This is a genomic window from Micromonospora sp. CPCC 206061 (assembly GCF_036906915.1).
Classification (GTDB): domain Bacteria; phylum Actinomycetota; class Actinomycetes; order Mycobacteriales; family Micromonosporaceae; genus Phytohabitans.
Genome location: NZ_JBAKHX010000054.1, coordinates 1 through 12,921 on the forward strand (window position 1 = coordinate 1; position 12,921 = coordinate 12,921).

Annotated in this window: 11 protein-coding genes; 10 read left to right on the plus strand and 1 reads right to left on the minus strand. The window is 68.4% G+C overall.

Annotated features, from left to right (window positions below):
- Positions 1 to 159: 159 nt before the first annotated feature.
- Positions 160 to 1,188, plus strand: coding sequence for an NAD-dependent epimerase/dehydratase family protein (locus tag V6V89_RS28310; RefSeq protein WP_334622507.1), 1,029 nt, complete (start codon positions 160 to 162; stop codon positions 1,186 to 1,188).
- On the opposite strand, the gene V6V89_RS28315 is transcribed toward V6V89_RS28310, so the two are convergent.
- Positions 1,172 to 2,599: a hypothetical protein gene (locus tag V6V89_RS28315; protein WP_334622508.1), complete on the minus strand. Its 1,428-nt coding sequence runs from the start codon at positions 2,597 to 2,599 to the stop codon at positions 1,172 to 1,174. The genes V6V89_RS28310 and V6V89_RS28315 overlap by 17 nt on opposite strands.
- 397 nt (positions 2,600 to 2,996) lie before the next feature.
- Between V6V89_RS28315 and V6V89_RS28320 the strand changes: the two genes are divergently transcribed.
- The 9 genes from V6V89_RS28320 (at position 2,997) to V6V89_RS28360 (ending at position 12,918) form a co-directional block, all read left to right on the plus strand.
- Complete coding sequence (locus V6V89_RS28320; RefSeq protein ID WP_334622509.1) at positions 2,997 to 3,833, plus strand: helix-turn-helix domain-containing protein; 837 nt, start codon at positions 2,997 to 2,999, stop codon at positions 3,831 to 3,833.
- Positions 3,834 to 3,852: 19 nt separating this feature from the next.
- Positions 3,853 to 4,734: a helix-turn-helix domain-containing protein gene (locus V6V89_RS28325; protein ID WP_334622510.1), complete on the plus strand. Its 882-nt coding sequence runs from the start codon at positions 3,853 to 3,855 to the stop codon at positions 4,732 to 4,734.
- Positions 4,734 to 4,925, plus strand: coding sequence for a hypothetical protein (locus tag V6V89_RS28330; RefSeq protein WP_334622512.1), 192 nt, complete (start codon positions 4,734 to 4,736; stop codon positions 4,923 to 4,925). Before V6V89_RS28325 ends, V6V89_RS28330 begins: the two co-directional genes overlap by 1 nt.
- A 93-nt stretch (positions 4,926 to 5,018) precedes the next feature.
- The gene (locus V6V89_RS28335; RefSeq protein WP_334622513.1) at positions 5,019 to 5,258 is read left to right on the plus strand and encodes a hypothetical protein; all 240 of its coding nucleotides are present in this window, start codon (positions 5,019 to 5,021) and stop codon (positions 5,256 to 5,258) included.
- A gap of 64 nt (positions 5,259 to 5,322) precedes the next feature.
- Complete coding sequence (gene fxlM / locus V6V89_RS28340; protein WP_334622514.1) at positions 5,323 to 6,561, plus strand: methyltransferase, FxLD system; 1,239 nt, start codon at positions 5,323 to 5,325, stop codon at positions 6,559 to 6,561.
- A gap of 431 nt (positions 6,562 to 6,992) precedes the next feature.
- On the plus strand, positions 6,993 to 8,261 hold the full coding sequence (gene fxlM, locus V6V89_RS28345) for a methyltransferase, FxLD system (RefSeq protein WP_334622515.1): 1,269 nt from the start codon (positions 6,993 to 6,995) through the stop codon (positions 8,259 to 8,261).
- Positions 8,262 to 8,343: 82 nt separating this feature from the next.
- Complete coding sequence (locus tag V6V89_RS28350; protein WP_334622516.1) at positions 8,344 to 8,508, plus strand: FxLD family lanthipeptide; 165 nt, start codon at positions 8,344 to 8,346, stop codon at positions 8,506 to 8,508.
- A 175-nt stretch (positions 8,509 to 8,683) separates the two neighbouring features.
- Positions 8,684 to 11,698 (plus strand): lantibiotic dehydratase, encoded by a 3,015-nt coding sequence (locus V6V89_RS28355; protein ID WP_334622517.1) that lies wholly within the window; start codon positions 8,684 to 8,686, stop codon positions 11,696 to 11,698.
- Positions 11,695 to 12,918, plus strand: a complete 1,224-nt coding sequence (locus V6V89_RS28360) for a lanthionine synthetase C family protein (RefSeq protein WP_334622518.1) — start codon at positions 11,695 to 11,697, stop codon at positions 12,916 to 12,918. Before V6V89_RS28355 ends, V6V89_RS28360 begins: the two co-directional genes overlap by 4 nt.
- Positions 12,919 to 12,921: the final 3 nt, after the last annotated feature.

The following is a 12,921-nucleotide window of genomic DNA, read 5'->3' on the forward strand; positions in this document are numbered from 1 at the left end:
CTGTCCGCCGGTCGCAAGTAGACAGTTAGCAAGATCCAGTTACACCGTTATCTTGACAGTCCCGATCGCGTTCGTTCGCCAGTGTCCGACCCGGACTTGCGGACGGGTCTGGGCGTGCGGTGCGGCGGACACCAACCTTCCTTCGCTAGGCTAAAGGCCATGCGCCTTCTCGTGATTGGCGGTGGGTGGTTTGTCGGCCGCGCGATCGTGGCGGCGGCGAACGGCGCCGGTCACGAGGTGACGGTGTTCAACCGGGGTCGTACCCCTGTCGAGCTGCCGGCAAGCGTTCGACATGTGCGTGGAGATCGCGAGCGGGAGAGTGACCTGCGGCGGTTGGCAGGCGCTGGGCCCTGGGACGCGGCCATCGATGTGCCGGGGGTCGTCCCGGCGCAGGTCCGTGATGCCGCTCGGCATCTGGCGACGGTGGTCGGGCAGTACATGTTCGTGTCGACCGTGAGTGCCTATCGCGACTGGCCGGCAGTGGCGGTCAGCGAGGAGTCCACGCTGCATGATGCCGCGCCTGACGCGAATCCGGATGACTGGGCATGGGGTACTGGCGTCTACGGTCCGTTGAAGGCGGGGGCGGAAGCCGCCGTTCGGCGCGAGGTTGGTGTCGAGCGGGCGACGATCGTGCGGCCTGGCGTGATTCTCGGTCCGTACGAGTACGGTGGCCGGTTGACGTGGTGGCTGCGGCGAGCCGTCCGTGGTGGACGCATCGTGGCACCAGGTTCGCCGCATCGTCCGATCCGCCCGGTCGACGTTCGCGACTTGGCCGCGTTCATCGTGAAGCTTGCCGAGAACGGTGTTCCTGGCGTGTTCAACGTTGCTGGTCCACCAGGTCGAGACACTTTCGGCGACTTCCTGACCGCCTGCCTCACCGCGACCGGTGACCGTGGCACGGTGACATGGGTGGACGACAAATGGCTTCAGACCCACGGCGTCCGCGAATGGGTTGAGTTGCCACTATGGCGTACCGCGCCGGGTACCTGGGCGATCGACACCGGAAGGGCGGGGGAAGCAGGGCTGTCCTGCCGCCCGCTGCGACAGACCGTGTCAGACACTTGGTCCTGGATGGCCGCTGGCGGACAACCGGTCGAGCTCGCTCGGCAGTCGATGCACGGGCTTGACCCAGAACGCGAGACTGCCCTACTCGCTGCCTGGGACGAGTTCCTCAGGAACCAGCGGTAAGAGCCAGCTGACGAGAGTGGACCAGGGAACCCGACGTGAAGTCGTCTATGGCATCGGCGACATGTCGTGCTGTCGGCGAGTCGCGATAGCGCGCCTGTCCAACCGACGCGCGCAAGGTTACGAGACGTTGCGCCAGGCGCGCGGTACGTCGTTGCTGGTCGAGGGCGAGCGCGGGCGTAAGCGCTTCAGCGGCACCTTCGAGATCGTCTTGCAGGATTCGTGCGGTGGCGAGGTCCATCCACGCGCCGTACTCGACAGCCCAACGCCTCTCATCCGCTGCGAGGTGTCGGTACAGGTCGAGCGCCTCGCCTGCGGAGCGAGCGCCGCCTTGCCCGTCGCCAAGAGTGACCTGCACTGCCCCGGCGCAAAGGGCAAAGCGGGGCCGGCCAAACGCGAATTCACCGCCGATCTCGTCGGTCATCTCATCGCCGGGCCCGTTGCAGTCAGCGATCTCGGTGGCTAGTCGCAGTGCCTCTCGCGCCTTGTCTGCACCGCCCTCAACAAGCGCTGACGCGCGGGCGCCGATCGCGTGCAGACGTACCGCCGCAGGGCCGACCGCGTAGGGAAGACCGGAGTTGACGTAACGCAGTCCCTCGCGCGGACGGCCCGACCAGAATGCGATCGTTGCCTGCACACCGCGGGCATAGGCACACAGTGCCCGGTGGTCCAGCATTTCGGCGTAGGTCCAGGCTGCGCGGCCGTGGTCTTCGGCCACGTCTCTGTATCCGAGATCGAACGCTGTTGTCGCCGCAAGGCCGCATACCTGCCCCGCGACAAGGTACAGCTCCGCGAGCTGCGCTGGTCGGCCGGTCTGGTCGAGTAGCTCGTACGTCAGGTCGCGAGTACGTATGAGCTCGGAGAGCAGCACAAGTGGTGCCGTCGACGCGTATGCGTGCGCGAGCCGGCGCACCTCGGCATGGAGTTGCTCAAGCGTGGCGCCGGCGACTCCTCCAGCGGCCGCGCTCGCTGCGTGATCCCGTGAGTCTTGCCCGGTTCGGATGACGAACTCGACAATCGATATTGGGCCCGATGAGTGGCCCGGCTGGTGGACGGGTCGATGGCGTACTGACGGCACCTCCTGGGATCCTCCGGCGTCGGTGGGCTCGGTGTCGTCGATGTGCGCTGGCCCGACCAGTCGACCGAAGCTGTAACCCCAGAACCTTTCCGCGACACGCTGGGAGACCGGACGGGCCATGCCTACATCGCCCCTTGCCCAGCGTGCGAGCTGTCGCGGGGAAAGAGTGGCCTGTTCGCCCATCTCGCGGGCGGTCTGTTCGTACGCTCTGCAGGTCTCCTCGACCGTTCGCGGGCTTTCGCGAATGAGTCGCTGGAGAAGCGTCATGTGATGTGACATGGCCACGAAATCACGGTAAGGCAATACGACGTGGCAGCGCGACACCAGCGTGGACATCAACGTAAATGGCAGGACGATGACAGATTGCCGGCAGCCCAATGGCAGCGACAGGTGGTGGAGATGGCCACTCAGTATCCGACAGTCTTTAGGCGTCCGCCCCAGGCGGGCTAGGTCGGTACTAGAGCGGACGCCAAGTGCGTTGCGATGGGAGGCGCTCGTGATCTTGTCTCTTCACGCAAGGACAGAACGAGGCGTGTCCAACAACGCAGCCCGCTGGCCGACCTTGTGTCCCGGTGGGCGCGGACCAGACTCGTGCGACTCGGAGGGAACTGGGCGTTGGGCCTCCCGCAGCATCTAGCGTTCGGCTTCCCCTGGGTGGGTGTGCCGCCGTCCGTTCCGGCGACGGCACACCCACCCTACGCTCGCCGTCTGTCCATATTGGTCGGAACCCGCCATGGCGAGTAGAGATCAGTTGTCTTTTCGGGCGCTCCTGCTGGGGCGGCTGATGCGTGATCTGCGTGACCGGAGCGGTCTGACGATCAAGTCCGTAGCCGTGTTCCTGGGTGTGGACGTAGGCCCGGTCCGACGGTTGGAGCGCGGTGAATGGGTTCCGGCTCGCGAGCAGATGGTCGCATTGCTGGATGTTTACCGGGAGCACGACGCGGGGCGCGACGGGCTGCTGCGCTTGGCGGAAGCGGCGTGGCCCTCCCGGTCCGAGGTGGACTTCGACGGAGCGGTTCCCGACGAGTCGTTCGCGGATTTGCTGTGGTTGGAGTTCGAGGCCAGCGAGATCCGCTGCTACAGCCCTGCTCTAATTCCGGATCTGCTCCAGACGGCCGAGTACGCCGAGCATTTCGCTCGCACGACGCTGGGCCGATCCGTGTTGCCGGAGCAGGTCAATGCGCGGATGGAGTTGGCGGCCCAGCGCCAACAGATTTTGTGTAGACGGCGGGAGCAGATGGTTTCGGAGTTCGTCTTGGACGAGTGCGTGTTGCGCCACCCGGTCGGCGACCCTGCGGTTTGGTCCGGTCAGCTCCAGCACCTGGCCAGGATGGCGGACCTGCCCCACGTACAGATAGATGTCCGGCCGGCCAAAGCCGGCACCGCGCAGTCGCCGGGCGGATTCACGGTGTTCGGCCTGCGTCCGCCGAATCCGCCGTTCGTCGTGCACGTCGAGTACCTCGGCGGACGCCTGTTCCTGGAGAACGGCTACGCCACCAGCCATCTACGTGTGTTCGACCAGTTGCGAAAAGCTGCGGTCGACCTCGATACCTCGATCGTCTCCTCATAGTTCAGAAGGGTGAATTGACATGCCGACGAAACGGTCTGAGTTCGTGCAGACCATCCGGGCGCAGTTCCTGGGGCAGCGGATGCGTAAGCTTCGCGACGATCGCGGGCTGACGCTCAAGTATGTGGCCGGCTACCTGGGTGTGGAGTTCTCGACGCTCGCTCGTTACGAGCGAGCGGAGTGGCCGTTCCGCCGCGACCACGTGGCCGCCCTGTTGGACATGTACGGGGTCTACGACGACCGCGAACGCGAAGCGCTGGTCGCGTTGAGTGCGAACGCCGGCCGGGCAAACCACTGGTACCAGGACGGTCTGGAGCCGGAGGCCAAGCTGGGGCCGATGCCGGATCGGTGGTGGATCCATGACCGGGCCGAGGAGATCTGCTTCTACAGCCCGACCGTGTTGCCGGAGGTGGTGCAGACCGCCGCCTATCTGGACGAGGTGATGGCGTGTGTGCGTCCGCACAGGCCGCCATCGCCCGGCGAGCGCAGCAAACGCGCCCACGACATCAGTGTCCGGGCCAAGGCGTTGACCGGCCGGGAGGGGCCGCGGCTGCGGATGGTGGTGGACGAGGCGGTGTTGCGCCGGCCGGTCGCGGGCCGGGCGGCATTGAAGGCCCAACTGGAGCACCTGGTCAGCCTGCTTCGGACGCATCCGACCATCGACTTGCAGGTGGTGCCGGAGAAGGCGTCCGCGCACCCGGGCCTATACGGCGGGTTCACCGTCTATCGGATGCCGCAGCCGTACCCGGAGGTGGTGTTCGTCGAGTACCTGGGCGGGGCGCTGCTGGTCGAGACCGAGGGTGCGGAGGAGTACAGCAAGGCGTTCAACCATCTCGCGATGGAGGTCGCCGATAGTCCGATGGACTCGATCGCCCTGCTCAACCACATCAAGGAAGGCCTGTGATGAGCACACCCTCGCCGACGGCCGGCTGGCACTCGGGTCAGGTCTCGGATGTGGCGGTCACGGTCGCCGCTAGCGCGGTGGCTGCGTTCGCCGACCAGCACCAGCTCCACATTCCACCCGAGGTTCGGGAGGACCTCGCTCGCACGGTCCTGACCGCCGCCTGGGACCACCTGAGCGGGAGTCGCGATTAGACGCAAGCTCCTGTCCGCCGTCGCTGCCGAGCGCAGGCGAGGCGGCGGACAGGCACCACTCACGGCACGCGGACACAGGGAGGAGGTGGCCTGGTGACCGTGTACGCCAGCGAACGCGTCCAGACGGCTGCCGCGCAGCAGGCGCTCGACGAGCACATCACGCTGACGGCCACCGGACGATGCCGCACATGCGACATCCCGGGCGCGTGCCTGTGGTGGGAGGCCGCCACTGCCGCGTTCGCCCAGGCCCGTCGACTGCCCCGGCGTACCAGCGGCCTGACCCGTCCCGACCTGGTCGGCGTCCGCCGCGTCGCCGTCTCGTCTCGGACCTGACCTCGGACGAGCGCAACACGCCGTTGAACACTTCGGGTGCCCGTTCCTACCTACACTCCGGCAAATGGACACTAACGTGACTGAAAAGAACGAATTCGGCGCCGCTGATCGGCTCCGCGCCGCCCTCGTCGACCAGCTCCAAGCCTGCGGCCTCATCCGCAGCGAGGCAGGAGCACGAGCGTTTCGGGCCGTGCCCCGTCACCTGTTCACGCCCGGCGCCGCCTTGGAGCAGGCGTACGCGCCGGACGACGCGGTGGTCCTCGAACGCGATCCAAATGGCGTGGCGGTCAGCTCGGTGTCGGCGCCGGCGATCGTGGCGATGATGCTGGAGCAGGCCGGGGTCCGGCCAGGTGATCGGGTGTTGGAGATCGGCTCGGGCGGCTACAACGCCGCCCTCCTGGCCGAACTGGTCGGCCCGCACGGGCAGGTGACCACGTTGGACATCGACCCAGAGGTGACCGACCGGGCCATACGTTGCCTCGTGGCGGCCGGCTACGCGCAGGTGCGGGTGGTGTGCGCCGACGGCGAGTTCGGGGCACCTGACGCCGCGCCGTTCGATGTGATCGTGGTGACGGTCGGGGCGTGGGACCTGCCGCCGGCCTGGTGGGATCAGCTCGCCGACGGTGGCAGGCTCGTGGTGCCGCTGCGGATGCGGGGTATCACCCGCTCGCTCGCGCTGGTGCCTGAGCAGGACCAGCTGACGGCCTCGAGCGTGCTGGAGTGCGGGTTCGTCGCCATGCAGGGCGCCGGCGCGGTCGATGAACGGCGGATCGCGTTGCACGGCAAGGATGTGGCCCTGCGGGTCGACAGCGACTTGGAGGTCAACGCGGCGGCGATGGCGACCGCGTTGGACGGCCCGCGCGCGGAGGTGTGGTCGCAGGTCACTGTCGGCCGTGGGGAGGCGTTCAGCGACCTGGACCTGTGGCTGATGGCCACCCTGACCGGCTTCTGCCTGCTCACCGCCACCCGCGACGCCGTCGACGCCGGACTGGTCACCCCCACCTGGCACCTGTCCACCCCGGCCATGGTCCAGGGTCGCTCGTTGGCGTACCGCAGCAGGCCCCAACCAGTCGACCAGCAGCGGACCATATTTGAGCACGGCGCCTACGGCCACGGCCCCGACGGCGAAGCCCTGGCCCAGCAGCTGGTCGAACAGATCCGGGTCTGGGACCGACAGCACCGCGCCGGCGCCGGAGCCCGCGTCACCGTGTTTCCGGCGGCGACACCGGACGACCGCCTTCCCACATCTCGCGCGCTGGTGATCAACAAACGACACACCAGGGTAGTGATCTCCTGGCCCTAACCTTGCGGGCCAGCATGCCCACGATGGGAGGACAGCGGATGGACACCGCAACCCCGGCCGCCGCCGACGAGAATGTCGACTTGGGTTTGAAGATTGGCCGACGCCGCCCCGTATCGGAAGCGTTTCCTGGAGAAGACGATAACGACATCCGCCTTTACGACCCAGTCCACGACGGTCAGCCCAGGCAGCTGACACCTACCGGCACCAGCGTGGCCACGGCGGAAGCTTGGCCTTCGCCGGTAAGGACGTCGATCGCGGCGAAGCGACGGTGCTCGTTCACAACGTCGAAGAGCACGGCATGTGCCGAGGCTGCGCTGAGTTCTATGGGCGCCCCTGTACCCAGCCGAATGAGAGCGATGTCGACGAGTCACCGCAGCGGACACGCAACGCGAAACTCCATGCACCAAGGAAACCGCATGGATCCATGAACGGTGGCGTCCGCACCGCTCAGTAGGACCGTACAACCGGAAACTATTACCAAAGGGATTACTTTGACACTACAAATTGACGATGCAGGCGCTCTGCGTCAGGCGATGGTGGCCGTACTGCGCGACGAGGGCCTGATCACCACCGACAGCGTCGCCGCAGCCATGAATGCTGTGCCCCGGCACGCGTTCGCGCCCGGCGAGCCGCTGGAGAAGGTGTACCAGACAGACACCACCTTGGTTCCCAAAATTGACGCCGCGGGGCGTCAGACCAGCGTCGTGTCCGCCTCGCACATCCAGGCCATTCAGCTCGAACAGGCCGGCGTGCTACCCGGGATGAGCGTGCTGGAGATCGGTTCGGGTGGATACAACGCTGCCCTGATCGCGGAGCTAGTCGGCCCAACCGGTTCGGCCACCACCGTCGACATTGACGCCGACATCGTCGACCGCGCCCGCGTGGGCCTGAGCCGGGCGGGTTACGAGCAGGTCAATGTGGTGCTCGCTGACGCCGAGCACGGCGTACCGCAGCATGCCCCGTACGACCGGATCATCGTCACGGTCGGCGCGTGGGACATCCCCCCTGCGTGGCTCGATCAGCTCACGCCGACCGGCCGGATCGTCGTTCCGCTGCGCTTCGCCGGAATCACTCGGCTGATCGCGTTCGATCGCAGTCCAGGCAGCCTAGCGCTGACGGCCAGCAACTACCGGCTTGGCTCCTTCGTGCCGATGCAGGGCGGTGGCGCCGCCACCGAGCAGCTCATCGCTGTCACCCCCAACATCGGCCTACGCCTCGATCAGCAAAGCACAGCCGCCTTCGACGTACCGGCGCTGCGCAAGGCACTCAATAGCCCGCCAGTCGTGAGCTGGTCAGGAACCCCGTTCGACATGCCGGACGAGCTGGAGCTGTTCCTGTTGACGAGCGGGCCGGAGCTGCCGATGCTGTACGCGGCGCAAGCCGCGGTCGATCAGGGTGTGGTCAACCGCACGGTCCGTAATGGCACCCCGGCGCTCGTGCGTGGCGGCAGCTTCGCGTACCGCATCAAGCGGGAGAACGCGCAGACCGCTAGCGGCTACGAGACCGGCGTCGTGGCCCACGGCCCGGAAGCGGAGCAGATCGGCAGCGAACTGCTCAGCATGATCCGCAACTGGGCGAACAGCTACTTCCGGCGCGGCGCCGCGCACATCACCTACTACCCGAACACCGCCGACACCGGCCACCTGCTCGGGTGGCACGCCACCAAGCGACACGGCGTCCTCGCCGTCGCCTGGCCCTGAAGACTTCGGCGCTCACCCGCTCCCCGGTCACACCGGCGAGAGCGCCGGGGAACCCATTATCCCCATCTCACGGGAGGTCTCCATGACCCAACTCGCCACCGCTGGGTCCGACGTCGAAGGCGGTGTCCTCGACGACTTCGATCTGGACATCGAGTTCATCGAGGCCGGCGGCACCGTCGAGCACATCATCAAGATGACCGAGGACAACTGCGGCACCACCTGCCAGTCGGCCTGCACGAGTTGCTGACCTAGCAGCGCATCCATCGGCGGCCCGCGCGAATGGTAGCCCGGCATCACAGGGCGCGCCGCAAACGCGGGCCGTAGAAGCAGTCAGAGTGAGTGCCCGGCTCAGGGGTGACGAGCGCATCGGGCCGGGCACTCGCCGCCACCAACGGTCGATCACATCCCTTGGGGAGGCCGGTGTGTATCGGAGCATCGACGACGCATTGATGGTCAGGGCGGCGCTCTTACGCCTGGACCAGCTCGGCCGATGGCCTGACCTCACCGGCCCGCATGCGGCGGCCACCTGGCGGCCGTGGCTGCGCGAAACGTTGCAGCTTCCCGGGTTCGCCGATGCCATTGAATACGCGACGCCGGATCTGGCCCGGCGGGTAAGCGCCGCGATCAACGGCGCTGCGGCGCAGGCGGACACCCGCCGCGTGGTGGTCGCGGTCATGCGGTACCTGCTACGCGCCGCCACCCGCGCCACACCGTACGGGCTGTTCGCGGGTATCGCCCCCGCCACCGCGAGCCGTTCGGGCAGCGTTCGGCTTGGTATCACCCACCGCCCGGTCGCCCGTCTTCAAGCGCCCTGGCTCGCCGCCGTCCTCGACGACCTGGAAGCCGACCCGCGGCTTCGGCCACATCTGATGGTGCGCGCCAACGGCCTGGTGATGCAGCGCGGCGATCGGGTGGTGCTGGAATACCGCGCCGCCACGGACTTTCGAGGCGGGCCGGTGCATCTGCGGATCAAGGCCAACAACATGATCCGCGCGGCGCTGGCGTCGGCCGCCGAGCCAATCCTCTGGACCGACCTCACCGGCAAGCTCACCGCCGAGTGCGGGGCACCCCAGGAGGGTGCCGAGCGGCTGGTCGGCCAACTCGTGTCGCAGCGGCTGCTGGTCACCAGCCTGCGCCCACCGTCCACCGCGACCGACCCGCTCACCCACGTTGTAGATCAGATTGAGGCCGCCGAAGCGGAGGGCGGCAAGGTGGGCGAGCCGCTAGCACGCCTGCGCCGTGTTCGTGACCTGAAGATCCGCCACGACAGTACGCCGGACTTGGCCACATCTCGCTCCCACCGCCGCGACCTGAGCGAGGCCGCCGCCGCTGTGACCGCCGCCAGGCCAGCGGTCGGCGTGGATCTGCGCCTGGACTGTGATCTGGTACTGCCAGCGACGGTGACGGCCGAGGCCCGCCGGGCCGCCGCCGCACTAACCCGCCTCGTCCGGCCCACCAAGGCCGGTTGGTTGGACTGGCACGCCCGGTTCCTCAACCGGTATGGCCTCCACGCCCTCGTACCAATCCTGGACGCGATCGATGCCCAGGTCGGTCTCGGCTACCCAGACGGTTTCACCGGCGAGCCGCCGGCGGCTTCGTCCACAGTGACCGACCGGGACCGGGGTTTACTCGCTTTGGCCCAGCGCGCCGCCCTACGCCGCGAACACGAGATCATTCTGGACGACACCCTGCTCGACAGTCTCGCCGGTCCCGCGCCGAGCGAGGTCCGGCCGACCGCAGAGCTGACCGTGCGCGTGCACGCGTCCTCGCTCAATGCGGTGGCGGACGGGAACTTTCACATGTCGGTCGTGCGGGCGTCCGCACAAGCCTTCTCCACCGCAGGCCGGTTCCTGGACCTGTTCGACGAGTCCGATCGGCGGCGGATGGCCGCGTGGGCCACCGGCACCCGGCCAGCCAGCAGCGAAGCGCTACTCGCCCAGCTGTCAGCGGTCACCCGCTACACCATCAGCTTGGACATCAACCGCGCCGCCCAGGTGCTGCCCAATCTGATCCCAGTCGGCGAATATCACGCCCCGTCCCCGGCCACGATCGAACTGGACGACATCGCGGTCACCGCCGACACCCACCGCCTGTATCTCGTATCGATCTCACGCCAGCGTGCGCTGCAACCTGTCGCGGTCAACGCGGTCGAACCGATCCGGCACGCCCACCCCCTCGCCCGATTCCTCGCCGAGGCACCCGCCGCCCTCGCTACCGGGTGCTCGCCGTTCGAGTGGGGGCCAGCGGGCCGGGGCATGCCATTCCTGCCCGGCCTACGGTATGGCCGCACCCTCCTGAGCCCCGCGCGGTGGCTGCTCACCGCCGCCGAGCTGCCGGACCGGACAGCGAACTGGGAACAGTGGGACCAGGCGCTGACCGGCTGGCTCGACATCACCGGCTGCCCCACGGCCGTCTCGCTCGGCATCGGCGATCAGACCTTCGGCCTCGACCTGGACGAAGCCGCCCACCGGGCGCTGCTGCGCGACCACCTGACCCGCAACCCCAGTGCCCTTCTGCGCGCCGCCTCCGATGGCAACGGCTGGATCGGCGGCCACCCGCACGAAGTGGTCATCCCGTTGACCGCCACCACCCCCACGCCACCGGCCCCACGCCTCACCAGCACACCGGTTGATGTTCGCGCCCACGGCATCCTGCCAGGCAGCCGCCACCAATACGTGAAGATCTACGCGCGACCCGAGGAGCAGACCAGCATCCTGAACCTCCACCTGCCCCGGCTCGCCGGCAAGCTCCCCGCTGCGGGAACGTGGTGGTTCCTGCGCCACGCCGATCCACAGCCGCACCTGCGGCTGCGCACGACCGGGCTGCCCGCCGATGCGATTACCGACTGGACGCGGGAGCTGGCCGACGCGGACCTGACCCGGCGGGTCCAATGGGACACGGACTTCCCCGAGCCCGGCCGGTTCGGCAGCCCAGCCGCGTACGAGGCGACCACGGTCGTGTTCGCGGCGGACTCCGCAGCCGTGCTCGCCCAACTGGCCGTCACCGGGCGCCGCCGGGCACCTGACTGGCAGGCCGTGACCGCTGCCAGCATGGTCGACCTTGTCACGTCAGTCATCGGCGATCCTCATGCGGCGCTGCGGTGGCTGATCGCTCGGACGCGCACGCACCGGCCTGCGCCCCAGCGGGCCGTCTACGACCAGGCCATCGAGCTGGCCAACCCGTATGACCGCAGCGCGCTGGCAGCCCTCCCCGGTGGTGAGCAACTGCTGACCTGCTGGGAAGAACGCCGCCGCGTCCTGGCCGCCTGGCGCGACAGCCTGCCCGCCGTCAGCGCCGTCCCGCCGGTCGAGCTGCTGCCCGATCTGCTGCACCTGCACCACGTTCGCGTGGCCGGACTCGACCTGGACAGCGAACGGGCCTGCCTGCATCTTGCCCGCGCCGCTGCGCTGAGCTGGACAGCAAGGAGCAACACGTGACCACCCCGACCGTCACTCCCGAACTCTTGGACGAGCTCGCGTCCATCTCCGCGACGCTCGCCGACCCCGGCGTCGTCCGCCCGTCGGACGACGGGCGAACCGGGCCGCAGTCCCTTGCCGGGGGTGCGGCTGGTATCGCCCTGCTGCACATCGAGCGCGCCGTGTCCGGGCACGGCGACCCGGCGACCGCCAACACCTGGATACGAGTCGCGGCCGGCGACCCGTTCGGCACCGGACCGGCCATCGACCCATTCCACGGCGCCCCCGCCTTGGCCTTCGTGCTGCACACGGCACGCCCGCTGGGCGGCTACCGCCGCGCCTTCGCCGCCCTGGACGACGCCACGATCACCCTCACCCACCAACGACTGGCCGCCGCCCACGCCCGCATCGACCGCCGCAACCCGCTGACGATGCACGAGTTCGACCTCGTACACGGACTGACCGGGCTCGGCCTCTACCACCTACACGCACACCCCGACCACCCGATCAGCCGCGGCGTGGTGACCTACCTCGACCGCCTCACCGAACCGCTCGGCGACGGCAGCGCCCAGCCGCCGTGGTGGCTATCGTCCGGGCTCGGCGGCACACCCCACCCGGACTTCCCGCACGGACACGGCAACATCGGCGCGGCCCACGGCATCAGCGCGGTCATCGCCCTGCTCTCGTACGCCGTACTGCGCGGCCACACCACTCCCGAAGCCTTGGACGCGCTCGCCATCCTCTGCGACTGGACCGACCAGCACCGCCAAGACGGCCCCGCCGGACCATGGTGGCCCGGCTACGTCACCCCCGACACCAGCCCACGGCGGCACCGGCCCTCCTGGTGCTACGGCACCCCCGGCATCGCCCGCGCCCAGCAACTCGCCGGGCTCGCCCTACACGACAAAGCCCGCCAGCGCCGCGCAGAAGACGCGATGCTCGCCGACCTGCAAGACGCCACCCAACGCGCCCGGCTGCCCGAGATCGGCCTCTGCCACGGCAAAGGCGGCCTCCTACAGGCAGCATGCCGCATGGCCGCCGCCAGCACCGACCCGCACCGCGCAGTCCAACTCGCCGCCGAGCTGCCCGGCCTAGCCCGTGAACTCGCCACACAGCTCGCCGCCCAAGCCCACGGTGATCCGGAGTTGATGAACGGCGCGGCCGGTGCCGCGCTGGCCCTGCATACCGCCACCGTTGGTACCTCGGCGACGTGCTGGGACACCTTCCTCGGCCTCGCCTGAACT

Coding starts and splice junctions, on each gene's coding strand:
- V6V89_RS28350 (WP_334622516.1), top strand. CDS start 8,344: ATGACCCAACTCGCCACCGCTGGGTCCGACGTCGAAGGCGGTGTCCTC.
- V6V89_RS28325 (WP_334622510.1), top strand. CDS start 3,853: ATGCCGACGAAACGGTCTGAGTTCGTGCAGACCATCCGGGCGCAGTTC.
- V6V89_RS28310 (WP_334622507.1), top strand. CDS start 160: ATGCGCCTTCTCGTGATTGGCGGTGGGTGGTTTGTCGGCCGCGCGATC.
- V6V89_RS28330 (WP_334622512.1), top strand. CDS start 4,734: ATGAGCACACCCTCGCCGACGGCCGGCTGGCACTCGGGTCAGGTCTCG.
- fxlM (WP_334622514.1), top strand. CDS start 5,323: ATGGACACTAACGTGACTGAAAAGAACGAATTCGGCGCCGCTGATCGG.
- V6V89_RS28315 (WP_334622508.1), bottom strand. CDS start 2,599: ATGTCCACGCTGGTGTCGCGCTGCCACGTCGTATTGCCTTACCGTGAT.
- V6V89_RS28320 (WP_334622509.1), top strand. CDS start 2,997: ATGGCGAGTAGAGATCAGTTGTCTTTTCGGGCGCTCCTGCTGGGGCGG.